The 23163-nt window shown below is 70.2% G+C and carries 24 protein-coding genes; 12 read left to right on the top strand and 12 right to left on the bottom strand.

Going from position 1 to position 23163, the window contains the following annotated elements:
• Positions 1 to 15 precede the first annotated feature (15 nt).
• The 4 genes from ABH927_RS19450 to ABH927_RS19435 all read left to right on the top strand — a co-directional run bounded on the left by ABH927_RS19450 (position 16) and on the right by ABH927_RS19435 (position 2966).
• Positions 16 to 174 carry a hypothetical protein gene (locus tag ABH927_RS19450; RefSeq protein WP_370023483.1) on the top strand — a complete coding sequence of 53 codons (159 nt, stop codon included), beginning with the start codon at positions 16 to 18 and terminating at the stop codon, positions 172 to 174.
• Between the two features lie 12 nt (positions 175 to 186).
• Positions 187 to 714 (top strand): PH domain-containing protein, encoded by a 528-nt coding sequence (locus tag ABH927_RS19445; RefSeq protein WP_261587806.1) that lies wholly within the window; start codon positions 187 to 189, stop codon positions 712 to 714.
• Positions 715 to 848: 134 nt separating this feature from the next.
• Entirely contained in the window at positions 849 to 2177 is a 1329-nt protein-coding gene (locus tag ABH927_RS19440) for a helix-turn-helix domain-containing protein (RefSeq protein ID WP_370023481.1), read from the top strand.
• Between the two features lie 99 nt (positions 2178 to 2276).
• Positions 2277 to 2966: a FadR/GntR family transcriptional regulator gene (locus tag ABH927_RS19435; RefSeq protein WP_370023479.1), complete on the top strand. Its 690-nt coding sequence runs from the start codon at positions 2277 to 2279 to the stop codon at positions 2964 to 2966.
• Between the two features lie 6 nt (positions 2967 to 2972).
• Here the strand turns inward: ABH927_RS19435 and dnaN are convergent, their stop codons facing one another.
• From dnaN to ABH927_RS19420, 3 genes are all read right to left on the bottom strand, one after another.
• The gene (gene dnaN / locus ABH927_RS19430; RefSeq protein WP_370023478.1) at positions 2973 to 4064 is read right to left on the bottom strand and encodes a DNA polymerase III subunit beta; all 1092 of its coding nucleotides are present in this window, start codon (positions 4062 to 4064) and stop codon (positions 2973 to 2975) included.
• Positions 4065 to 4178: 114 nt separating this feature from the next.
• On the bottom strand, positions 4179 to 4826 hold the full coding sequence (locus ABH927_RS19425; protein ID WP_370023476.1) for a response regulator: 648 nt from the start codon (positions 4824 to 4826) through the stop codon (positions 4179 to 4181).
• A complete protein-coding gene (locus ABH927_RS19420) occupies positions 4817 to 6322 on the bottom strand; it encodes a histidine kinase (protein ID WP_370023474.1) in 1506 nt (501 codons plus the stop codon). The genes ABH927_RS19425 and ABH927_RS19420 overlap by 10 nt, the downstream gene beginning before the upstream one ends.
• A 133-nt stretch (positions 6323 to 6455) precedes the next feature.
• Between ABH927_RS19420 and ABH927_RS19415 the strand changes: the two genes are divergently transcribed.
• The 3 genes from ABH927_RS19415 (at position 6456) to ABH927_RS19405 (ending at position 8681) form a co-directional block, all read left to right on the top strand.
• Positions 6456 to 7331, top strand: coding sequence for an ABC transporter ATP-binding protein (locus ABH927_RS19415; RefSeq protein ID WP_370023472.1), 876 nt, complete (start codon positions 6456 to 6458; stop codon positions 7329 to 7331).
• A 41-nt stretch (positions 7332 to 7372) separates the two neighbouring features.
• Positions 7373 to 8143: an ABC transporter permease gene (locus ABH927_RS19410; protein WP_370023470.1), complete on the top strand. Its 771-nt coding sequence runs from the start codon at positions 7373 to 7375 to the stop codon at positions 8141 to 8143.
• A 73-nt stretch (positions 8144 to 8216) separates the two neighbouring features.
• The gene (locus ABH927_RS19405; protein ID WP_370023468.1) at positions 8217 to 8681 is read left to right on the top strand and encodes an SRPBCC family protein; all 465 of its coding nucleotides are present in this window, start codon (positions 8217 to 8219) and stop codon (positions 8679 to 8681) included.
• A gap of 9 nt (positions 8682 to 8690) precedes the next feature.
• On the opposite strand, the gene ABH927_RS19400 is transcribed toward ABH927_RS19405, so the two are convergent.
• Positions 8691 to 12236, bottom strand: coding sequence for a protein kinase domain-containing protein (locus tag ABH927_RS19400; protein ID WP_370023466.1), 3546 nt, complete (start codon positions 12234 to 12236; stop codon positions 8691 to 8693).
• 116 nt (positions 12237 to 12352) lie between these two features.
• Positions 12353 to 13687 carry a carotenoid oxygenase family protein gene (locus tag ABH927_RS19395; RefSeq protein ID WP_370023465.1) on the bottom strand — a complete coding sequence of 445 codons (1335 nt, stop codon included), beginning with the start codon at positions 13685 to 13687 and terminating at the stop codon, positions 12353 to 12355.
• 227 nt (positions 13688 to 13914) lie between these two features.
• Between ABH927_RS19395 and ABH927_RS19390 the strand changes: the two genes are divergently transcribed.
• From ABH927_RS19390 to ABH927_RS19375, 4 genes are all read left to right on the top strand, one after another.
• A complete protein-coding gene (locus ABH927_RS19390; protein ID WP_370023463.1) occupies positions 13915 to 14490 on the top strand; it encodes a PadR family transcriptional regulator in 576 nt (191 codons plus the stop codon).
• 74 nt (positions 14491 to 14564) lie between these two features.
• Positions 14565 to 15143 carry an AAA family ATPase gene (locus ABH927_RS19385; protein ID WP_370023461.1) on the top strand — a complete coding sequence of 193 codons (579 nt, stop codon included), beginning with the start codon at positions 14565 to 14567 and terminating at the stop codon, positions 15141 to 15143.
• Positions 15140 to 15445, top strand: a complete 306-nt coding sequence (locus ABH927_RS19380; protein WP_370023459.1) for a hypothetical protein — start codon at positions 15140 to 15142, stop codon at positions 15443 to 15445. Before ABH927_RS19385 ends, ABH927_RS19380 begins: the two co-directional genes overlap by 4 nt.
• Positions 15430 to 16032 (top strand): LuxR C-terminal-related transcriptional regulator, encoded by a 603-nt coding sequence (locus ABH927_RS19375; RefSeq protein ID WP_370023457.1) that lies wholly within the window; start codon positions 15430 to 15432, stop codon positions 16030 to 16032. The genes ABH927_RS19380 and ABH927_RS19375 overlap by 16 nt, the downstream gene beginning before the upstream one ends.
• 7 nt (positions 16033 to 16039) lie before the next feature.
• On the opposite strand, the gene dnaB is transcribed toward ABH927_RS19375, so the two are convergent.
• Positions 16040 to 17407: a replicative DNA helicase gene (dnaB, locus tag ABH927_RS19370; protein WP_370023455.1), complete on the bottom strand. Its 1368-nt coding sequence runs from the start codon at positions 17405 to 17407 to the stop codon at positions 16040 to 16042.
• Between the two features lie 301 nt (positions 17408 to 17708).
• Between dnaB and ABH927_RS19365 the strand changes: the two genes are divergently transcribed.
• Positions 17709 to 19034, top strand: a complete 1326-nt coding sequence (locus ABH927_RS19365; RefSeq protein ID WP_370023453.1) for an MATE family efflux transporter — start codon at positions 17709 to 17711, stop codon at positions 19032 to 19034.
• 7 nt (positions 19035 to 19041) lie between these two features.
• Here the strand turns inward: ABH927_RS19365 and ABH927_RS19360 are convergent, their stop codons facing one another.
• The 6 genes from ABH927_RS19360 to ABH927_RS19335 all read right to left on the bottom strand — a co-directional run bounded on the left by ABH927_RS19360 (position 19042) and on the right by ABH927_RS19335 (position 23114).
• Entirely contained in the window at positions 19042 to 19785 is a 744-nt protein-coding gene (locus ABH927_RS19360) for an amino acid ABC transporter ATP-binding protein (protein WP_370023451.1), read from the bottom strand.
• The gene (locus tag ABH927_RS19355) at positions 19782 to 20729 is read right to left on the bottom strand and encodes an amino acid ABC transporter permease (protein WP_370023449.1); all 948 of its coding nucleotides are present in this window, start codon (positions 20727 to 20729) and stop codon (positions 19782 to 19784) included. Before ABH927_RS19355 ends, ABH927_RS19360 begins: the two co-directional genes overlap by 4 nt.
• A gap of 9 nt (positions 20730 to 20738) precedes the next feature.
• Positions 20739 to 21617, bottom strand: a complete 879-nt coding sequence (locus tag ABH927_RS19350) for an ABC transporter substrate-binding protein (RefSeq protein ID WP_370023447.1) — start codon at positions 21615 to 21617, stop codon at positions 20739 to 20741.
• A 171-nt stretch (positions 21618 to 21788) separates the two neighbouring features.
• Entirely contained in the window at positions 21789 to 22235 is a 447-nt protein-coding gene (rplI, locus tag ABH927_RS19345; protein WP_261587790.1) for a 50S ribosomal protein L9, read from the bottom strand.
• Between the two features lie 18 nt (positions 22236 to 22253).
• On the bottom strand, positions 22254 to 22490 hold the full coding sequence (gene rpsR / locus ABH927_RS19340) for a 30S ribosomal protein S18 (protein ID WP_061256131.1): 237 nt from the start codon (positions 22488 to 22490) through the stop codon (positions 22254 to 22256).
• A gap of 81 nt (positions 22491 to 22571) precedes the next feature.
• Positions 22572 to 23114 (bottom strand): single-stranded DNA-binding protein, encoded by a 543-nt coding sequence (locus ABH927_RS19335; protein ID WP_370023443.1) that lies wholly within the window; start codon positions 23112 to 23114, stop codon positions 22572 to 22574.
• Between the last annotated feature and the right edge of the window lie 49 nt (positions 23115 to 23163).

The following is a 23163-nucleotide window of genomic DNA, read 5'->3' as shown; positions in this document are numbered from 1 at the left end:
GGGAGTGGTGACGGCATGCAGGTCAAGAAGATCGTCAAGTGGGGGGCCATAGGGATGGCGGCCTTCTATCTGGTGCGGCGGCCAGAGGACGCCGCGCAGACCGTGCACGGCGCGTTCGACGGAATGATGAGCGCAGCCAACTCGATGGCCCAATTCTTCGCCACACTGACATGAGGCCAAGCTGACATGAGACTTGTGACCCACGGGGACTCCGCCCCGTCGTCGGTCAACCGTTACCTCCTCCCCCACGAGCACCAAGTCATCATGGTCCGGCGTCATCCCGCCGTGCTTCTCCGGCCCGTCGCAGAGATCTTCGGCGGGCTGATCCTCGCCGGCGTGCTGAGCAAGTGGCTGAGCGGCAGCGGCGGAAGCCAGGCCCTCGTCATCATCTGGTGGGCCTGGCTGCTGCTTCTCATCCGCTTCGTCTGGAAGGTAGCGGAGTGGTCGGTCGACTACTTCGTCGTCACCTCCCAGCGCATGCTTCTCACCACCGGCCTCGTCACGCGCAAGGTCGCGATGATGCCCCTGGGCAAGGTCACCGACATGAGCTTCCAGCGCTCGCTCCTCGGCCGCCTGGTCGGCTACGGCGAGTTCGTCCTGGAGTCGGCCGGCCAGGATCAGGCATTGCGGTCGGTTCCTTACATCCCCTACCCCGAGACCTTGTACCTCGAGGTCTGCCAGATGATCTTCCCTAGCAAGGACGACGACGACTAGCTGGTCGTCCACCCTGAAGTGCTGTCTCGTGATCGAACCTTCACCGTCGTGATTCTTGACGGAGGGTTACACGATTCGGTCGCTTCGTGCCATTATGGCGAGACCATTGACCATCCCCCGCCCTGAGAGATCAGATGCCGAGTCAGGGAACCATCGGTGACCGCGTCCGCGGATTGCGGTTGAGCAGGCGTATGTCCCAGGCCCAACTGGCCGGACCCGACCTGTCAGACAGTTACGTCTCGCTCATCGAGTCGGGTAAGCGGACGCCCACGCCGGTCGTCGCGCGACTCCTCGCCGAACGGCTCGGTTGCACCACCGAGTTCCTGCTTCACGGGATAGAACCTCGGCAGCGAATCGACACCGAGCTCGGCCTGCGTCACGCCGAACTCGAGCTGTATCACGGCGATCCCGCCGTGGCGGGCGACCGCTTCGGGGACATCGTGAAGGCGGCGGGCGAGGACAACGCCATGCTGGCCGCGCACGCGCGGCTCGGCCGGGCGCGCGCGCTGGAGGCCCAGGGGCAGATCGGCCGCGCGGTCGAGGCGTACGAGCGGCTGCGCCGTGAGGCCGCCGCGCACCCCGAGCGTCTCGCCGACCTCCCGCTCACCGTGGCGCTGTGCCGCTGCTACCAGCGGGCGGGCGACATGCTGAGGGCCCGCGACCTCGGCGCCCACGCGCTCCTCCAGGTCGACCGGCTCGGGTTCGTCCAGGGCGAGCTCGCCGTGGAGCTGGCGCTGGCGCTGGTGGAGACCGAGACGGGCCTGCCGTACGTCGAGCGGGTGCTGTCGGAGGCCGGTGTGCTGGAGGCCTGCGACCGCAGCTCCGAGGTGCTCGCCCTGTGGCAGGCCAGCGTGACCGCCGCCGAAGGGGAGGACTCCGCGCTCGCCGTGCAGCTCGCGGACGACGCCCTGGCCGCCGGCCGGTCCGCCCGGATGGCCGTGCGCTACGCGCGGATCGCCATGCGCTGGGCCCGGATCACCACGGCGAACCCCGAGGACGCCGATTTGGACCGAGCCAACGAGCTCGCCACGTCCGCGACCAGCGTTTTCGCGGCCTTCCCCGCCGAGGCGCTGGAGCACGCGAGGAGTCTCGTCGTGCTGTCTCATGTACGGCTCCGCTCCGGTGATACGGAATCCGCGGTGAATCTGGCCGATCAGGCACTGGATCTGCTGGTGAGCGTCCGCGGGACGACTGCCGCCACCGCGCACCTGGTGCTCGCCGAGGTCGCTTTGGCACGCTCCGGAGACGCCACGCCCTCGCTGCGGCGCGCGCAGGAGCTGCTGGAGAGCAACCCGGCGGCGCCCGACCGCGAGAGCGCGCGGGCCTGGCGGATGCTCGGTGACCTCTGGGGTCAGGCCGGTTCCATTGATCAACAGGCGGGGGCATATCGTAGGGCCCTAGAAGCCGTCGGGATCCACGTGAACATACCGGGCTCAACCGCCTCGGCGGTGCTCACCCGTTAGCCTCCTGGAGCTCCGGACTTGTTCTGGCGGCTCTGGAATAATTAGGGTCGACCAGTCATTCAGTCATAGGATGACTGGTTTCCCCGGAGGAGGCGGACTGTGAGTCTGCGAACGGCCCAGCGGGCGTCTCTCGTGGACCAGGTGATCGATCAGCTCAAGGAGCAGATCACCTCTGGTTCCTGGCAGATGCATGCCAAGATTCCCACTGAGACCGTGCTCGCCGAGCACCTCGGAGTCGGGCGCAACACGGTCCGCGAGGCCGTGCGCGCACTGACCCACGCCGGCCTGCTGGAGTGCCGCCAGGGCGACGGGACGTATGTCCGGGCCACGAGCGAGCTCTCCGGCGCCATGGCCCGGCGGCTGCGGGCGGCCGAGCAACTGGAGATCCTCGAGGTGCGCCGCGCGCTGGAGGTCGAGGCGGCCAGGCTCGCCGCGACCCGGCGGACCAGCGGCGACATCACCACGATCGAGGCGGCGCTGGCCGCGCGGGAGAAGGCCTGGGCGAATGGCGACCCCGACGGGTTCGTCGAGTCGGACCTGGCGTTCCACGTCGCCGTCGTCGAGGCCACCCACAACAACGTGCTCATCGACCTCTACCGCGATTTCTCCACGGCCCTGCGCGCGAGCATCGCGGCCGCGGGCGGCTCGCTGGAACAGAACTACATCCCCCACGACGCCATCGTGCGGGCCATCGCGGCAGGAGACGCGGCCGCGGCCGAGCGGGCGGGCCACGCGTGCATGGAGCACATCCTCATCGCCCTGACCGACTCGCAGGACCTCACCGCCTGACCGGCGTCAGGCGAGGCGGAGGGACATGACGAGATAGCGGAAGTCGGGGTCGTCTCCCTCATTGGCGATCAACGCGGGACGGGTGGGCGAGTCCATGTTGAGACGGACCCGCTCGGTCTCCACGCCGGCCAGGCCGTCGAGCAGGAAGTGGGGCTGGAAGGCGATCTGGATGTCGTCGCCGTCGAGCTCCGCCTCGATGACCTCGGCCCCGCGGCCGATCTCACCGCCTCCGGCCTGGATCAGCACCTGGCCCTGCGAGAACGTGAGCCGGACGGCCGTGTTCCGCTCGGCGACCAGCGTGACGCGCTTGATGGCCTCGACGAAGGGGGCGACCTCCAGGTCGGCGTGGATGGCCCAGCTCTCCGAAAGCCGTGACCGGTAGTCGATGAACTGGTCGTCCAGGAGCCGCACGGTGGTGATCCGCCCCTGGCTCTCGAAACCGGCCACGTTGTCGCCGAGACCGATCGCGACCTCGCCGCCGCGCAGCGAGCGCGCCACCTCGACCAGCACCCGGGCGGGCACCATCGCGGCGTGCCGCTCGTCCTGCCGCTCCGGGTGCCAGAGGAAGTCCCTGGCCGCGATCCGGTAGCGGTCGGTGGCGGCCATCGAGACCTGGACGCCGTCGATGTCGATGCGGACGCCGGTCAGCATCGGGAGCGTGTCGTCCCGGCTCGCGGCGGTCGCGACCTGGCCGACGGCGGTGGCGAAGACACCCCCGCCCACCGCGCCGATCCTGGGCGGCATGGCTGGCATGGTCGGAAAGTCCTCATCCGGTATCGTGAGCAGCCCGAACTCGGCGCTGCCGCACGTCAGGACGGCCTCCGAACCGCTCCTGACGATCTCGACCGGCCGGCCGGGCAGGCTGCGGGTGATCTCCGCGAGCACCCTGCCCGGGATCAGCACGCGGCCGGGCTCGGCCACGTCGGCCTCGACCTCGGCCCGCGCCGACACGTCGTAGTCGAACGCGGAGACGCGCAGATCGTCGGTCGCCTCCAGCAGCAGGCCCGCGAGCACGGGGACGGCCGGGCGCCCCGGTAGCACGCGGGCCGTCCACGCCACCGCGTCGGCGAGAACATCGCGGTTCACCTGGAACTTCACCCTGACCCCCTGACCCTTGCCGCCCTGCGCGAGCCGTGCCTGTACTCGAAAGGTAGCTCCTGGGACCGACAGAATCGGCCGTCCCGATCCGTCTCAGTGTGTCACCGAAGGGCGCTACCTGCCGTTGAGAAAGGCGAGCACGGCCAGCACGCGGCGGTTGTCGTCATCCGAGGGGGCGAGACCGAGCTTGGCGAAGATGCTCGCCGTGTGCTTGCCGACCGCGCTGTCGCTCAGATAGAGCCGCTGGCCGATCGCGGCGTTGGACCTGCCCTCCGCCATGAGTTTGAGCACCTCGCGCTCGCGCGGGGTGAGGCGGCCCACGGGCTCGTTGCGGGCGTTGCTGACCAGGAGCTTGGCGATGACCTCCGGGTCCATCGCCGTCCCCCCGGCGGCCACGCGGCGGACGGCGTCGATGAACTGCTCGCCATTGAAGACCCGGTCCTTCAGCAGGTAGCCGATCCCGCCCGTGCCGTCGGCCAGCAACTCCCGGGCGTAGAGCTGCTCGACGTGCTGCGAGAGCACGAGGATCGGCAGCCCGGGGATCCGCCGCCGGGCGGCCAGGGACGCCTGGAGGCCCTCGTCGGTGAACGTGGGCGGGAGCCGTACGTCGACGATCGCGACGTCGGGGCGCTCCCTGACCAGGGCGTCGAGCAGCTCGGGGCCGGACTCGACCGCCGCGACGACCTCGCAGCCGTGCGCGCGCAGCAGGTGGACCAGCCCCTCCCGGAGGAGGTGCAGATCCTCGGCCAGCACTACTCGCACTCGTGGGCCCCCGCTTCGCTGTGCCGCTCCTTGTGCTGCGCGGTCAGGACCGAGGCGACGGTGAGCATCGTGGCCCCGAGGGCGATCATGCCGACGATCACCGGCCATTGGAAGGGCTCAGGCAGGTAGAGCGCGAGGAACCACGCCTTCTCCGACGATCCGGCCAGCTTGAAGCCCATCGTGACGAATCCCTGCGGGATCATGGGAATCCAGCACAGGGTCCAGCACAGGGCCATCGTGACCGTCCGCCACCTGGGAATCGGCGGCCGCCGCACCTCGAAGGCGCGCGGCAGCTCGATCACGACGGTGGTGGGGCCCCCGGCCGGGCTGCTCAGCGCGAGGACTCCATCGAAAGCGGCGATCCTGCGCTCGATGCCCGTGAGGCCGGTGCCCCTCGACGGGTCGGCGCCGCCCTGGCCGTCGTCGGTCACCGTGATCCGCAGGGCCGTGCCGTGGTGGCTCAGGTCGATCCAGGCCTCCGTCGCGTCACCGTGCCGTGCGGCATTGGTGAGCAGTTCGCTCACGGCGAAGTAGGCGGCCGACTCCAGGGGAGCGTCGGGCCTCGCGGTGAGGTCGATGGTGACATGCGTCCGCAGCGGGCTGTCCAGGGCCATGGCCCGTACGGCGTCGCCGAGCCCGCGCTCGGCCAGCACCGGCGGATGGATGCCGCGCACGAGCCGCCGGATCTCCTGGAGGGCGTCCGACGAGGCGTCCCTCGCCTTGGCGAGCAGCGCCTTCGCGGCGGCCGGGTCCGATTCCATGAGCTGCTCCGCCGCGCCGATCGTCATGCCGACCGCGACCAGCCGCGCCTGGGCGCCGTCGTGCAGGTCTCGCTCGATCCTGCGCAGCTCGGCGGCCTGCGAGTCGGCGACCTCGGTTCGGGCCCTCGCCAGGGTGCTCACCCGGCGCGCCAGCCGGGCCTTCTCGGTGGGGCCGAGCAGCGCGCGGGCGACCAGCCCATAGGCGCGCACTGCCCACGGGGCGTACCAGGGTGCGCTCACCACGGCCAGAACGAGCCAGGTCAGGCCGAGGACGGAGCCCCCCGCGAGCTGCGCCACCCCGAGCACGACCAGGAGCAGCGGCGCCCCGGCGAGCAGGCCGCCCACCCACGCGCCCGGCAGGAGGAACGCGAGGTCGCGCCAGGTGGCCGGGTCCTTGAGCAGCCAGTTGAGCCGCAGGTTGAAGGCGGGGATCATGGGCGTCTTGTAGAGCGAGCGACCCTCCCGGTACCAGCCGTCGCGCTGCGGCCTCGGCGGTGGGGGCGGCGGGAGGTAGGGCTCTTCCACGTCGATCCCGCCCCACTCGCGGATCACACGCCGGTTCAGCCTCGCCATCGCCCGCGCCAGCCGTACCGCCGGCGGGAAGAGGAACACCAACCCGAAGATGAAGCTGAGCAGAACGCCTGCCAGCACCACGAGAGCCACGAGCTGCCCGAGCAACGCCAAGGAGAACAGGGCGAGGCCGCGTGCCACCGCCACAGCCGTTCGTCGGTTCATGCGCCCAGTGTGGAACGGCACGGCCCGGTCGCACAGTGGCCGCAGCCACCCGGCTGGGGTGGGGATAGGTGCACCCCCCACTGGGTCTTCAGCCGCATTCCCGGCGGTCACGCCGATACCTAGCGTCGTCGGCATGGCAATCATCACGGTACGGAACCTCCGCAAGACGTACGGCACGCGGGTGGCGGTCGAGGACGTCTCGTTCTCCGTCGAGGAGGGGGAGATCTTCGGGATCGTCGGCCGCAACGGCGCCGGCAAGACGACCACGATCGAGTGCGTCGCCGGTCTCCGCGTCCCCACCTCCGGGACGATAGAGGTGAAGACCGACCTGAAACAGCAGGTCGGCGTGCAGCTCCAGGACTGCTCGCTGCCCGACAAGATCAAGGTCGGGGAGGCGCTGGACCTCTACGCCTCGTTCTACTCCCGCCCCGCCGACTGGCACGCGCTGCTCGACGAGGTCGGCCTCGATCCCGGTACGGCTTTCGCCAAGCTGTCCGGCGGGCAGCGGCAGCGGCTGTCGATCGCGCTCGCCCTGGTCGGGGATCCGCGGATAGCGATCCTGGACGAGCTGACGACCGGCCTTGATCCCCAGGCGCGCCGGGAGACCTGGGACCTCATCTCGCGGGTGCGGGAGCGGGGCGTGACGGTGGTGCTGGTCACCCACTTCATGGAGGAGGTCGAGCGGCTCTGCGACCGGGTCGCGGTGATCTCCGCCGGCCGGGTGCTCGCTGTGGACACGCCCGCGGGCCTGGTCGCCCGGGTCGGGGGCGAACAGCGGATCGCCTTCCGGACCTCGGCCCCCATCGACGTGCTGAAGGCAGCCCTGAAGACGCTGCCCGAGGTGGCGGCCGTCACCCGAGACGGCGACGAGGTCGTGGTCACCGGCACGGCCGGCCTGCTGGGCGCGGTCGTGGCCGCGCTGCCCGCCTCCCAGATGTCCGGCCTCCGCATGGAGCGGACCACCCTCGACGACGCGTTCCTCGCCCTCACCGGCCACCCGGCCTCCTAGCCCTACCTCCCAGACCCGCCTCTCAGACCCAGGAGACTTTCATGGCAACCATCACGCGCACCCCGGCGGCCCGGCTGGGAAAGCTGGCCTTCGTCGAGACGAAGCTCTTCCTGCGCGAGCCCGTCGCGGTGTTCTTCGCGGTGTTCTTCCCCGTCGCACTCCTGCTGGTCCTCGGCGCGTCGATCCCCGGATTCCGGGATCCCGATCCGTCCCTCGGCGGCCAGCGTGTCGTGGACACGCAACTGCCCGGCATGATGGTCCTGCTCTCGGTCGCGACGCTGGCCCTGACCTCGCTTCCTGCGGTGCTGGTCGTCTACCGGGAGCGGGGCGTCCTGCGGCGGATGTCCACGACTCCCGTCCGGCCGTGGACCCTGCTGGCCGTCCAACTGGCGATCAACGCGGTGGTCGCGGTCGTCGCGACGACCCTCACCCTGACACTGGGCCACCTGGTCCTGGACGTGCCGGTTCCGCGAGCGCTGCCGGCGTTCGCGGAGGTCTTCCTGCTCGGCTCGGTGGCACTGTTCTCCATCGGGCTGTATCTGGCGGCCGTGGCACCCAACTCGCGGGTCATCCAGGGCGTGGGCGCGGCGGTGATGTTCCCGCTGCTGTTCTTCGCCGGCATGTGGCTTCCCCGCGACCTCATGCCCTCGGTCCTGCGCCGGATCAGCGACTTCACCCCGACGGGGGCCTTCGGCCAGGCGCTCAGGGACACCATGGCGGGCCACGCCGCGCAGCCGCTCCACCTCGCCGTGCTGGCGGGCTGGGCCCTCGTGGCCGGTGCCGCCGCCGCCCGGATGTTCCGCTGGTCATGATCGTCTGTCCCCAGGTGACCGGCCGGGTGCCAGAATTCCGGGGATAGATCATGCTCCATGCCGGGAGGCCCAGGTGGCGAAGAGGCTGCTGACCCACACGTTCCACGTCGACGCCCCTTCCGAGAAGGTGTTCGAGCACCTCACCACCCCGGAAAGCTACGTCGGCCTGTCACCCATCGTCGTCGCCGTCAGGGACGTGGACCGCTCCGAGCCGGGAGTGATCCGGTACACCGCCATCGAGCGCTTCCGCTTCCTCGCGGGGTGGTGGTGGAAGAGCGGCATCACGCACGACAACGCCATCGAAGTCGCCCTGCACACCGATGGTCTGTCCGTCTACGGCGAGGTCAGGAGCCCCGGCGGCATCCGGATGGCCTACCGCTTCAGCCTCACGCCGGACGGCACGGGCACCCGGGTCGACGACCGCCTCGACATGACGGCCCCCTGGTTCCTCATCGGCTACGCCTCCGGTGAGGCCCGCAAGGTCCAGCTCGCTCGCGCCCGGATCCTGGCCCAGCGGCTCTCCACCAGCCCGGCGTGATCTCGCGTCCTACGGGGCGGACTCGTGGCAGACGTCCCGGTACGGCACGCCGGGTAGGTCCCGGGCCCACTCGGCCTCGGTCAACGTCCGCCCCGCCCGGGCGCAGACCGTGGCGGCGGCCCGCTCGGGATCGATGGAGATCTCCCGAAGGACGCCTCCGACGTCCAGGGTGCGGAGGACGGAGCCGCCCGAGCCGAACGCGGCCGACAGGATGTCCGCCCCTCCTCCGGTGATCGGCTGACCGAGCTTGCGCGGGGTCGCGGCGTCCCAGAGCTGTATGGCGTGGTCCCTGCCGATGGATGCCGCCACGTCGCCCCTGGGCGAGAAGACGATCTCTCCGACGCCGTCGACCAGGTGCGCCCGGAAGATCGGCCCCCGCCTTCGGCCGGTGCGCAGGTCCCAGAACGCGATCCGCCCGGAATAGTCGCCCACCGCCATGGTCGCCCCGTCGGGGCTGAAGGCGAGCGCGCGGACGTCGGCCCCCAGCCCTCCGGAGCCGAACACGGGACCGGTCGCCTGCCCAGTGGAGAGGTCGATGAGCCGGTTGGCGGAGCCGTCCGCCTGTGCCACCATCGCGCTGCCCGGACGGAAGACCACGTCGGCAGGCATTCGGAGGTCGATCGCCCGGAGCCAGTGACGGCGACGCACGTCCCACACCAGCAGGCGTTCCCGTGAGCCGCTGTCATCCGCGATCATGCTCGCCCCAATTCCGAGAAGGCTGCCGTCGGCGTTCATGGCCACGGAGCCCGCATCCGAGTTGTCGGGAAGATCGATCTTGGCCACCTGCGTGTGCCTCGCCGTCTCCCAGAGGCGCACAGTCTCGGCGTTCGCACCGTCGATGGCGGCGATGAGCCGGCCGTCACGGCTGAACGCCGGGTAGTGGCCGTTGTCTCCCGCCGTCAGCCGCAGCGGGGGGCCGGCCGGTCGGCGCCTGGAGACATCCCACAGGGCCAGAACATGGGAGTCCGCCTCATGGGTCGCGACGAGCCTGCCGTCCGGGCTGAACATCGCCGTTTCCGGTGTCGTCTGCGGCAGCCGTACGGGCTGGGTCAGGTCGGAGACGTCGAGGCCGACCACGGTGTCGTCGACGAGGTAGCGCAGGGTCGTGCCGTCGAAGCCCACCGCGTCGGCGGAGGTGCGGTAGGTCAGCAGGCTCTCGCCGTTCGAGACCCGGATGAGCTGGAAGCTCTTCGGGCCGCCGGCGACGAGGAAGCGACCGTCCGGGCTGAACAAGATCCGGCCGCCGTTCCAGTCCCATCCCCAAGGCGGGGCCTCAAGGAGCGACCGGCCGGTGCGCAGGTCGACGAACTCGATGGTGGTGCGCCCAGCGCAGGCCAAGGTGCGCCCGTCAGGGCTGATCGCCACCGCCTGCCCGGACTTGGGGCACGCGCTGTATCCCTCCCAATGCGTGACCGGCGCGCCGCCGGGAAGCCGCAGCAGGTGGAACCGCGTCTGGGTGTCGACGGTGGCGACCATGTCGCCGGCAGGGCTGAAGGCGGCGTCGATGGCGCCTTCCGAGGGGGTGAACCGCGCACCGGTACGGGTGTCCCAGAACGTGGCGCCGTCGCCCTGGCCGACGATGACATACCGGTCGCCGAACGCGAAATCGACTCCGGTGAAGAAGTTCGGATCGACCAGGTTGAACCGCGCACTCGCCGGCCGGCCGGTGGTCGTGTCCCACACCTGGATGGCACCTCCCGCCACCACGGCGAGGAACCGTCCGCTGGGGCTGAGGGCGGCGTCCAGGAATTCGCCCCCACCGATCGAGCGATCGTCCCAGCCGCCGATCCGCTTCCGGGTCCGCAGGTCGTAGATCCGCACGCTCGTGGGCGTCACGCTGACGAGCCTGCGCCCGTCCTGGGCCAGCAGCCGCACCGTCTGCCCGCTCGTCTGGGGGTCGGTGAACACGCTGCGTTCGCGCTGCGCCCAGGAGTTCTCCAGAGCCGATCGGGTGGCCATCGAGGGGGCCAGCCGCCAGGCGGCGACGCTGAGCAACATGGCCCGCACCGGGTCGGACGTGCGCAGCGTGTCCGCTCCCGCAGCGATATGCCCCGCGACAGCCAGGTCACGCTGCGCGGAGGCGGCTCTGCTCTGCTGTACGGCTGTCGCCCCGGCCACGACGGCGACGGCGAGCAGTCCGGCGAGGACGCCGCTCACCAGGCGGCGCCGCCTGGCACGGTGTCGCGTGGCCGAGTTGCACGCGTCGAGGAAGTCGCGCTCCAGCCTGTTCAGCGTGAGGTGACGGCGGCCGGTCGCGGCCCAGCGCAGCGCCGTCTCCAGACGGCTGCCCTGGAAGACGTCGCCGTCCCGCCGTCCGTGGGTCTGCCATTGCCGAGCGGCCGTACGGATCTGGCCGTGTACGGCGAGGCCCTCGCGCTCGTCGTCCACCCACGCGCGCAGCCGGGGCCACGCGCGCAGCAGGGCGGGCCGTGCCAGCACGATCTCGTCACCGCGGCTCACCACCAGGTAGCCGAAGACTTCGAGGATCCGGTGAAGAGCGGCCTCCTCCTCCGGAGGCCGTCCCTCGAAGAGCTCCTCCCCGGGCACGGGCCGCACGGTGACCTCGCCGCCTTCCCCGGCGGTCACCATTCTGAGGAAGACGTCGGGCAACAGGTTGCGCTCGGGAGGACTGAGGATTCCGTAGGCGTCCTCGGCCAGGGTCCCGAGCGCCGGGTCCGGCGCGGCGTTCCGGCTCAGCAGGCCGGCCTCCGCGCTGCCCAGGGTGAGAAGGTCGGCCTGGCTGCCGTGGAATCCGCTGACCAGTCCGAGGAGAAGCTCCTTGGCGGTCGGCCGCCCGGACGGGTCCTTGCTGAGGGCGGCCGCGACCAGGGCGCGCAGCGACCCCGGCAGGGCGCCCAGATCGGGATCGGCCGACAGGACGCTGTGCATGACCGCGCCCAGGCTGTCGCCCTTGAACGGGTCCTCCCCGCTGGCGGCGTAGACGACGATCGCGCCCCAGGAGAAGACGTCGGCGGGGGCGCCCGCCCGCTGCCCGGTGAAGACTTCGGGGGCCATGTAGGTCGGCGTCCCCCTCACCAGGCCGCTGGCGGTGAGTGACATCTCCTCCGTCCGGGCCAAGCCGAAGTCGATCACCCGTGGGCCGTCCGGGCCGAGCAGCACGTTGTCCGGTTTGAGGTCGCGGTGGATCACTCCGGCGTCATGAATGGCGGCCAGCGCGGTCGCCACGGCGGTGGCCAGGCGGTGCAGGTCGTCGCCCACGAACCGGCGGCCGTCCATGACCGCCCGGCGCAGGCTGGGCCCCTCGACGTACTCGCTGACGATGTACGGCTTGGGACCGTCCAGGACCGCGGTGAGCACGCGGGCGGTGCAGAAGGAGGCCACCCGCTGCGCCGCCACGGCCTCCTTGCCCAGGCTGACCCGCAGATCGGGGTCGCCGGCCGCGTCGCCGTGGAGCACCTTGACGGCGACCCGTCTGCCCTCGCCGTCGTAGGCCTCGTACACGACCCCCTGTCCTCCGGCGCCGAGGCGTCCGGCCAGCCAGAAATCCCCAAGGCGCGGAGGGTCTCCGGGAAGCAGAGCGGACGCCTGTGCCATGTGATCACCCCGTCGTGTCGGACCGGCTCGCGAGGTTAGATGCCGCCAAGGGCACTCAGGTTGGGCACAGGGGCGCAGGTCTTCCGTGACATCGTCCGACTGGACGGGCGTGTTCGTCAGTCGCCGGGGATCCAGGACCCGTGGAAGCCCGCGGGGACGCGGCGCGGGAGCCGTACGGACGCGACCTCCTTGAGGTCCGACGCGTCGAGGACGAGCAGCTCGGCGCCGTGGTCCGTGCCGACGATCGACAGCAGCCAGCCTTCGTCCTCGGAGCCGGAGCCGGAGCCGGAGCCGGTATCAGGGCCGGAGCCCGAGTCCGGACCGGCGGGAACGAACACCGCCTCCCCCGGCGAGGCCTCGCCCGTGCCGAAGGACTGGCTCCCGCCCGTCACGGTGTCGTACTTCACGATCGCGTCGCCGGCCGCGGTGTAGACATAGCGGTTGCCCAGGCCTGTGTGCCTGTCGTTGATCGTGGGGAACTCGACGTCGCGGTCGTCCAGCCACTCCTCCCCGACGGCGCCGGTGGCGGGGTCGAGCACCCAGCGGTAAAGGCCGGACCCTCCGGTCTCGGCTGCCGGGTTGACGCTCCCGCCGATCCGCGGCCACAGCGCCGTGAACGACCCCGGGGAGTAGCGGATCCCGTCGAGGATGACGCGCCCGTGCTCGTCTTCCCGGGCGTTGCCGACGTGGAACACGTAGCAGGGGTCGATGTCGAACCACCGCACATCCCCGCCGTTGCGCGGCATGACCCCGAGGCGCGCGCCGTAGGAGTCGTCCCAACGGTACGGCAGGCCGCGCCCGGCCAGCCTCAGGTCGAACACCACCGGCAGGTCCAGCCACACCACGGCGTTCCGGGTGATCGCGAAGTCGTGCATCATGGTCGGCCCCGGGACCGGGATCTCCCGGCTCTCCACCAGCTCCCCGCTCGCCGACAGGCGGTGATAGGTGAGGTACGGCGCGGCGAAGCCGTACCCGAAGAAGTGCAGCTCACCGGTGATCGGGTCCTCCTTGGGGTGGGCCGTCATCGCCGTGGTCAGCCTGCCCCCGAAGTCGCACGGCCCGACCGTCTCCAGTTCGCCCGTCATCTCGTACGGCAGGCCGTTCTCGACCAGCGCGAGGATGCGGCCGGCGTGGTGGATGACGTGGGTGTTGGCGCGCACCGCGGTCAGGTCGACGCCGTTCGGCCCGACGAACTCGGCGCCCTCCAGGCTCCGCGTGCGGACCCACCGATTGCGGTACCACTCGGCGCGGCCGTCCCTGAGCCGGATTCCATGGATCATGCCGTGCCCGGTGAACCAGTGGCCCGGGTCCTGGCCGGGCAGCGGGTTGGGGCCGTTGCGGAAGTAGCGGCCGCTCAGCTCGGACGGCAGCGATCCGGTGATGGGCAGGTCGAGGGCGTCGATCTCATCCGGGACCGGTGCGAACCGGCCGGTCAGGTAGTAGGCGGACATCGGACATCTCCTGTCAGGCGGCGTAGCGGGCGCGGACGATCTTGGGGTACTGGACGGTGAAGAGGGCTACTCGCCGTTCGTGCTGAGGACGGCGAAGGCGATCCAGGGGAGGAAGGTGCGGAGGTAGCGGATCACGCGGGGGCTCCGGTTAGACATTCCAACACTGACATGTCGAACGTAGAACCACTCCTGGCGACATGTCAATACAGGAATGTAGGATTCCTGGCATGAGCCTCCGCCACGCCATGCTCGGCCTGCTCGCCGCCGGCCCCGCCAGCGGCTATGACCTGCTGAAACTCTTCGAGATCTCCCTCGCGAACGTCTGGCCGGCCACCCAGAGCCAGGTCTACGCGGAGCTCAGCCGCCTGGCGAACGCCGGTCTGGTGAAGGCCGCCGCGGAGGGGCCGCGTGGCCGCAAGGAGTACGCGATCACCGACGAGGGGCTGGCAGAGCTGCGCCACTGGCTGACCGAGGTCGAGCCGAAGCCGGTCAGGCGCATCGACATGCTGCTACGCGTGTTCTTCCTCGACCGGCTCGACCCGGCCGACGCCCACGACTACCTGGAACGGCAGGCCGCCGAGGCCACGCAGGACCACGAGCAACTGCTCGAGTTGCGGGAGACCGTCAGCCAGGGTGGGGACGCCCTGTCGGTCTATGGCAGCCTCGCGCTCGAATGGGGCCTGCGCTTCACCGCCATGCAGCGCGAGTGGGCCGAATGGGCCGCCGGCCAGGTCACCGCCCTGAGCGGCCGGACGTTCGACCCCGTGCCGACCGATCCGCGGCTTTTCGGGTCGGGTGATTGAGTCAACTGACTCAAGCCGGTCCCGCGTGGTTTCTTTAACGTCGTGTGCATCAGATGCACTCGGAAGAGGAACCAATGCCCACAGGGGTGCTCGTCGGCAGGCAGCGAGAGATCGAGGTGCTGACCGAGATCATCGATCGTACGCCGCCGCGCGGAGCGGTCCTGCTGCTGCTCGGCGACCCCGGCATCGGCAAGTCGGCCCTGCTGAGCACGGCGGAGTCCAGGGCGCGCGCCCACGGCTACCGCGTGCTCAGCGTGGTCGGCGTGGAGTGTGAGACGACGCTGCCGTTCGCCGGGCTGCACCAGTTGCTGCGGCCGTTGCTGCGCTCCGTCACCCGGCTGCCCGCCGGCCAGCGCGACGCACTGCTGTCGGCTTTCGGGCTGGCCGAGGGCCCTCGCCCCGAGCCGTTCCTCATCGCCCTGGCGGCCGTCAACCTGCTGGCGGCCGCGGACCAGCCGATCGCCATCCTCGCCGACGACGTGCAGTGGCTCGACCCGCAGACGCATAAGGCCCTCACGTTCGCCGGCCACCGGGTGGACGAGAGCCCCGTCCTGATCATCGGAGCGATGCGCACCGGCCACCTCGGGCCCTTCCTCAACGCCAGATCAACGACCACCTCCTGCTGGGCGACTGGGAGCGGGCGGCCGCCGTGACGGAGGACGGCCGCAGGGTCGCCGGGGAGACCGGGCAGCCGCTCTGGACGACGGGCTCGCTCGTCCAGGACGCCATCGCGGCGGCCCTACGCGGTGACGGCGACCAGGCGCTGCGAATGGCCGCCACGGCGGAGTCCGCCGCCAACCAGCAGCGCCTCAACGACCTGCTGGCCTGCGTGCAGCTCGCCAGGGGCCTGGCGTGGGCCGCCACCGGCAGGTACGCCGAGGCGTACGAGGCCCTGCGGCGGCTGTTCGACCGCGCGGACCCCAGCTACCACCAGCGAGAGTGCTTCGACGGGTGATGTTCCTGGCCGAGGCCGCGGCGCACAGCGGCAATCACGACGAGGCCCGGGTCATCATCGGCGAGCTGGAGGAGGTCGCCCTCGTCACCACTTCACCGCTCCTGCACGTCCATCTGATGTACGCCCGCGCGGTGCTCGCGGACGACGCCGAGGCCGAGGAGCTCTACCTGACGGCCCTCAGCAAGGACCTGACCCGCTGGCCCTTCGTCAAGGCGAAGACCCAGCTCGCGTACGGCACGTGGCTGCGCCGCCAGCGCCGTGCCACCGAGGCGAGGACGCCGCTGCGGGCGGCGCAGACCACGCTCGGCCTCATCGGCGCCACCACCTGGGCCGCGCAGGCCCAGGCCGAGCTCCGGGCCGCCGGCGAACGCGTCGAGCAGCCGAGCTCCGACGGGTCACCGGCGCTGTCGCCTCAGGAGCTGCAGATCGCCCGGCTCGCCGCCGAGGGGCTGTCCAACCGGGAGATCGGGGAACGGCTCTACCTGTCACCGCGGACGATCGGCTCGCATCTGTACCGCATCTTCCCCAAGCTCAACATCACGTCGCGGGCACAGCTCGCGTCCCGGCTGACCATGGACGCCACCTGAGCGCCCGTCAGTGCGTCGCCATGTCGACGAACCGGCTGTAGTGGCCCTGGAAGGCCACCGTGACGGTCGCCACGGGCCCGTTACGGTGCTTGGCCACGATCAGGTCGGCCTCTCCCACCCGGGGGGACTCCCGCTCGTAGGCGTCCTCCCGGTGCAGCAGGATGACCATGTCCGCGTCCTGCTCTATGGAGCCGGATTCGCGCAAATCGGACACCTGGGGGCGCTTGTCCTGGCGCTGCTCCGGACCGCGGTTTAGCTGGGAGATCGCGATGACGGGGACCTCGAGCTCCTTCGCCAGAAGCTTGAGGGCACGTGACAGCTCGGAGACCTCCTGCTGGCGGCTCTCGGTCTTCTTGGGCGAGCTCATCAGCTGGAGATAGTCAACGATCACGAACCGGAGATCGTTACGCTGCTTGAGGCGGCGGCACTTGGCCCGGATCTCCATCATCGACATGTTCGGGGAGTCATCGATGAACAGCGGCGCCTCGGCGACCTCGCCCATCCTCCGGGCCATGCGGGTCCAGTCGTCGTCGCTCATCGTGCCCGACCGCATGTTCTGCAGGCTCACCCGCGCTTCGGCGGACAGCAGTCGCATCGTGATCTCATTGCGCGACATTTCAAGCGAAAAGATGACAGTCGTCATTCCATGCTTGATAGCGGCAGATCTGGCGAAATCTAGCCCCAAAGTGGATTTGCCGATCGCGGGGCGTGCGGCTACGACGATCATCTGGCCGGGGTGGAGGCCGTTCGTGAGGGTGTCGAGGTCCTGGAAGCCGGTGGGCACGCCGACCATCTGGCCACTGCGGCTGCCGATCGCCTCGATCTCGTCGAGCGCCGACGGCATGATCTCGGCTAGGGGCAGGTAGTCCTCCGAGGTGCGGCGCTCGGTGACCTTGTAGATCTCGGCCTGCGCACGGTCGACCAGGTCGTCGACCTCCTCACCCTGCCCGCCGTACCCGTAGGAGACGATCCGCGTGCCGGCCTCGATGAGCCGGCGCAGCACGGCCTGCTCGCGGACGATCTTCGCGTAGTAGCCCGCGTTGGCGGCGGTGGGGACGATCGCCGTCAGCGTGTGAAGGTAGGCGCCGCCGCCCACGCGGGCGACCTCGCCGCGCTTTTGCAGCTCGTCGAAGACGGTGACGGAGTCGGCCGGCTCACCACGGCCGTACAGGTCGATGATGACTTCGAAGACGATCTGGTGGGCGGGACGGTAGAAGTCCTCGGAGCGCAGCACCTCGACCACGTCGGCGATGGCGTCCTTGGACAGCAGCATGCCGCCCAGCACCGACTGCTCGGCCTCGATGTTGCTCGGCGGAGTCCGCTCGAACGTCGAGTCCGATCCCCCGGGACCGCCCGGGAAGTCGATCACGCTCACCTTCACACCCCCCAACTCAGCCGCCCCAGCATCCCCAACTTGTAGCTGCCGGGTCCGACAGTTTCGCGCTCCCGGCTACCAAGCGGCAACTTGAGCTGTTGACAACGCTGTGGACAACGTGTGCAGACGCGCCCCGCCACGTGTGGGAACTCTGGGGACAGGGCTGTGGACAACGCCGGGCTCCACCGCGAAAAGCCCGCCTGGCCAGGGCTCTTTATTTCCACGTGCTGTGGATGGAAGAAAGTCGGCACGGCAGGCCGATACCGATCGGGCATGGGACCGTAAGCTGCAAAATAGGCTTATGCCTCTTACGACCGGAACCGGCCGCGACGACCGGCGGGGCCGAACCCATGACAGGGAGATCCTGCGGCTGGCGGTTCCGGCGTTCGGGGCCCTGGTCGCCGAGCCGCTGTTCCTGCTCACCGACTCGATCATCGTCGGCCACCTTCCCGATCCGGCGCTCGGCGCTCTCGGCGTGGCCAGCGCCGCGCTGACGGCCCTGGTGGGCCTGTGCGTCTTCCTCGCGTACGGCACGACGGCGGCCGTGGCCCGGCGGCTCGGCGCGGGCGACATCAGGCAGGCGATGCGACAGGGCATCGACGGCCTGTGGCTGGCGGCGGTCATCGGCGTCGCGATCGGCGTGGCGGGCTGGCCTCTTGCGCCATTTATCGTACACCTGTTCGGTGCCACGGGCGAGCTCGCCACGCTCGCCGTCACCTACCTGCGCGTCAGCCTGCTCGGCACCCCGGCCATGCTGGTGGTCCTCGCGGGCACGGGCGTGCTGCGCGGCCTCCAGGACACCCGGACCCCCCTCGCCGTGTCGGTCGGCTCGTTCGTGCTGAACGGGCTGCTCAACCTCTGGTTCGTCCTGGGGCTGGGCTGGGGGATCGCGGGGTCGGCCTGGGGCACGGTCGCCGCCCAGACGCTGTCCGCCGCCGTCTATCTCACGCTGGTCGTGCGGGCCGCCCGGCGGCACGGCGCCGCGCTGCGGCCCGACCTTCCCGGTGTGCGGGCCGCCGGCACCGCCGGACTCGCCCTGGTCATCCGTACGGCATGCCTGCAGATCGTCCTGCTCGTCGCCACGTCGATCGCGACCCGCATGGGAGAGGACCAGATCGAGGCGCACACCATCGCCGCCCGGATCTGGACCTTCCTCGCGTTCGCCCTCGACGCCATCGCCATCGCCGGACAGGCGATCACCGGCCGCACGCTCGGCGCCGGGGACGCGGCGGCCACTCGTGCGGCGACGAAGCGCATGGTCATGTGGGGAATCGTCTGCGGCGTCCTGTTCGGCGCCGTCGTGCTGCTGGCCCGGCCGCTCATCCCGCGCCTGTTCGACGCCGACGCGGCGGTGACCGCGCAACTCATGGCCGTGCTGTGGCCCGTGGCGCTCTTACAGCCGATCGCGGGCATCGTCTTCGTGCTGGACGGCGTGCTGATCGGCGCCGGCGACCAGCGCTATCTCGCCTGGGCCGGAGTGTGGACCACGCTCGCCTACCTGCCGTTCGCCGCGATGGCCGGGAGCCTGGTCGCGCTGTGGCTGGCGCTCGGCGTGTGGATGGCCGCCCGGATGATCACCCTCGCCACCCGCGCGTACGGCACGGCCTGGCTGGTCACCGGGGCCTGAACCGGCACTAGAGACGGCCGGCCTCAAGCACGCGCTGGAGGAACTCCCGGGTCCGGGGATGCTCCGGGGCGGTGAAGATCTGCTCGGGCGGCCCGTGCTCCAGCAGGACGCCGCCTTCGAGGAAACAGACCGTGTCCGCGATGTCGCGGGCGAAGCTCATCTCGTGAGTCGCCAGGATCATCGTCATCCCCGAGTCCTTGAGCTCGCGGATGACGCCCAGGACCTCGGTGACGAGCGTGGGGTCGAGCGCGGAGGTGACCTCGTCGAGCAGGAGCAGTCGCGGCTGGGTGGCGAGCGCCCGGATGATGGCGACGCGCTGCTGCTGGCCGCCCGAGAGCCGGTCGGGGTATGCCCGCGCCTTGTCCGACAGGCCGAACCGGGCGAGCAACTCCCCGGCCTGCTCCTCCGCCCGCGCCCGGCTCACCTTCCGCACCTTGCGCGGGGCGAGGGTGATGTTGTCGAGCACGGTCATGTGCGGGAACAGGTTGTAGGACTGGAAGACCATGCCGACCCGGCCGCGCACCTGGTCGGCGTCGGCCCGCACGTCGGTGATCTCGGCGCCGTCCAGGTAGATCGCGCCGTCGTCGATCGTCTCCAGGAGGTTCACGCAGCGCAGCAGCGTGGACTTCCCCGAGCCCGAGGCGCCGATCAGGCAGACCACCTCGTGCGGCGCCACCTCCAGGTCGATCCCGCGCAGCACGCTGTGATGGTGGTAGTGCTTCCAGACACCTTCGATCGTCAACAGGCTCATACGTGCCCCGCTCCCATCTGGCGGCGGGCCGCGCGGGCGGCGAGATGGTCGGTGAAGCGGGCCATCGGCACGGTCAGCGCGATGAACAGCGCCGCGGCGCACAGATAGGGCGTGTAGTTGAACGAGGACGACGCGTGGATCGAGGACTGGCGAAGCGCCTCCAACGGCCCGAGGAGGGCGACGAGCGCGCTGTCCTTCTGCAGCGAGGCGAAGTCATTGAGCAGCGGCGGCACCACCCGCCGGACGGCCTGGGGGACGACCACGTAGCGCATCGTCTGGCCGTGGCTCAGCCCCAGCGACCGGGCGGCCGACCGCTGGCTCGGGTGGACCGACTCGATTCCCGAACGGAACACCTCCGCGACGTACGCGCCGTAGGACAGCACGAGCGCGACGATCCCGAGCGTGACGGGGTCGTTGGGCGCGCCCTGGAGCTGGAGCGCGGGAATGCCGAAGCCGACGAGATAGATGAGCAGGATCACCGGGACGCCGCGGAAGACGTCGGTGTAGAAGACCGCCAGCGCCCGCAGCGAGAAGAACACCGGCGTCCGCAGGCCCCGCACGAGCGCCACGACCAGGCCCAGCACCAGGATGATCGGCTCGGCGATGAGGAAGATCTTGACGTTGAGCAGGAACCCGCGAAGCACGTCGGGGAACGCCTCGGCGAGCTGCCCGAAGTCGAAGAACGTCTCCCGCACCCGGGGCCATCCCGGCGACGAGGTGACCAGGATGACGAGCACGACGGCGACCAGCACGGTGGAGGCCGTGGCGATCGAGATCGACCGCCTGGCCCGGCCGCGCAGCTCGGCCTCGCGGCGGACCTGCCGGTCGCTCTTCACCCACGCCGGGGCGGCCGGCTCCCCCGCCGCCGCCTCGGCCGCGGACCCACGCGCGGCGGCGGGATCGTCCTTCACCTCGCCCGCCGTGGCGGTTTCCCTTTCGGTCACTTCAGCCCGTCACTTCAGCTCGGGGGCACCGGCGGCGGCCGTCAGCCACTGGCTCTCGATCTTGGCCAGCTCGCCGGACGACTTGAGCTCACCCACGGCCTTGTTGACGCAGGTCACCAGGGCGTTGCCCTTCTGGAACAGCAGGCCGAACTCCTCCGGGGCGCCGGAGTTCGCCGCGAACTGGCCGACGATCGTGGAGCCCTTGATCTGGGCGGCGGTGACGTAGAACGCGGTCGGAAGGTCGACGACGATGGCGTCGATCTGCTTGTTCTTCAGCGCGTTGACCGCGTCGATCTGCTGGTTGAAGACGCTGGGGTCGTTGCCCGGCTGGATGACCTGCTGTACGGCCCGCAGGGCGGTGGTGCCGGCCTGCACCCCGATCTTGGCGTCCTTGAGCTGGGCCAGACCGGCGGCCTTGGCGTACTTCGAGCCCTCAAGGGCGACCACGCCCTGCTTGACCGTGTAGTACCCGTCGCTGAAGTCGACGGCCTTCTGGCGCTCGGGCGTGATGGAGATCTGGTTGATGTCGAAGTCGAACTGCTTGGGCCCGGGGGCGAACGACGAGTCGAACGGCACGACGGCCCAGGTGACCTCGTCCTTCGTGAAGCCCATCCGCTGCGCGACCGCGTAGGCCACCGCGCTCTCGTAGCCCTGGCCGTTGGAGGGGTCGTCGTTCTTGAACCACGGCTCGTAGGCGGGCTTGTCCGTGCCGATCGTCAGCTTGCCCGGCGTCGCCAGCTTGAGCTGGTCCTTGGCGCAGGTGTCGGAGGCAGCCCCGCTCGCCGTACCGGCCGGGCTCGCGGACGTGGACGTGTCGGAGGCCGGCGCGCACGCGGCGACGGCCAGCGTGAGGGCACCGGAGGCCAGCAGCAGCGACGGACGGGGCATTCCAGCCTCCAAGAGGGACATCTTCCACGGAATCCGCAAAATGGGTTGGGAAGATACTAGCGTTGCGTGTATTCCGGCTTTACCTGGGGAGAATATCCGGCTCGCTTGGGCCGGAGACGAGCAAGGGCCCCTCCCGAGGTCGGAAGAGGCCCTTGACGGCTTTCACCGGGGTCAGCCGGCGATGACCTCGACGTCGACGGTCGCCGCGACCTCCGGGTGCAGCTTGACGCTGACCTTGTGGGTGCCGAGGCTCTTGATCGCGTTGCCGATCTCGATGCGGCGGCGGTCGAGCTGCGGACCGCCGGCGGCCTTGACGGCCTCGGCGATGTCGCCCGTGGTCACGGAGCCGAACAGGCGGCCGGACTCGCCGGCGCGGGTCTTCAGCTTGACCTTGAGGGCGCCGAGCTGGCCGGCGACCTCCTTGGCGGTGCCCAGGTCGCGGATCTCGCGGGCGTCACGCGCCTTCTTGATCGAGGCGATCTGAGACTCCGCGCCACGCGTCCAGCGGATCGCGAAGCCGCGCGGGATGAGGTAGTTGCGGCCGTAGCCGTCCTTCACCTCGACGATGTCGCCCGGAGCGCCGAGGCCGGAGACCTCAGTGGTGAGAATGAGCTTCATGTCCTGAGACTCCTTTCCTTAGCGCGCGGTGCTCGTGTACGGCAGCAGGGCCATCTCACGAGCGTTCTTGATAGCGGTGGCCACGTCGCGCTGGTGCTGGGTGCAGTTGCCCGTCACCCGGCGGGCACGGATCTTGCCGCGGTCGGAGATGAACTTCCGCAGCAGCGCCGTGTCCTTGTAGTCGACGTAGGAGATCTTGTCGTGGCAGAACAGGCAAACCTTCTTCTTCGGCTTGCGCAGTGCCGGCTTCGCCATCGTGGTGCTCCTTTCAGAGCCCCGCATGATGCGGGAATGGTCGCTCGGATTACTTGTGGTGATGTGACGAGACAGGTGTGGCTAGAAGGGCGGTTCGTCGCTGAAGTCGCCGCCGCCGAACCCGCCGCCCTGGCCGCCGCCGCCGCCGAAGCCACCGCCACCCTGGCCGTAGCCGCCGCCCTGCGGAGCAGGGGCGGCGCTCGCCCAGGGGTCGTTGGCCGGGCCGCCGCCGAAACCACCGGCGGCACCACCCTGACGGGCGGTCTTGTTCACCTTGGCGGTGGCGTTGCGCAGCGAGGGGCCGACCTCGTCGACCTCGACCTCGTAGACCGTGCGCTTCTCGCCTTCCTTGGTCTCATACGACCGTTGGCGCAGCCGTCCCTGCACGATGACCCGCATGCCGCGCTGGAGGCTCTCGGCGACGTTCTCCGCCGCCTGGCGCCACACGTTGCAGGTCAGGAACAGGCCTTCGCCGTCCTTCCACTCGTTGGTCTGCTTGTCCAGAAACCGCGGAGTGGACGCGATGCGGAATCGGGCCACGGCTTGCCCCGTCGGGGTGAAGCGCAGCTCCGGATCGTCGACTAGGTTGCCGACGATGGTGATCGTGGTGTCGCCTGCTGCCATCGGTCGCTTTCGCCTTCCTATCCCGTCAGCTAAGCCGTTAAGGGCTCAG

Source organism: Planotetraspora sp. GP83 (genome assembly GCF_041262585.1).
Lineage (GTDB): Bacteria > Actinomycetota > Actinomycetes > Streptosporangiales > Streptosporangiaceae > JAOEGB01.
Note: the sequence above shows the minus strand (reverse complement) of the source record. Positions and strands in the feature narration are given on the sequence as shown.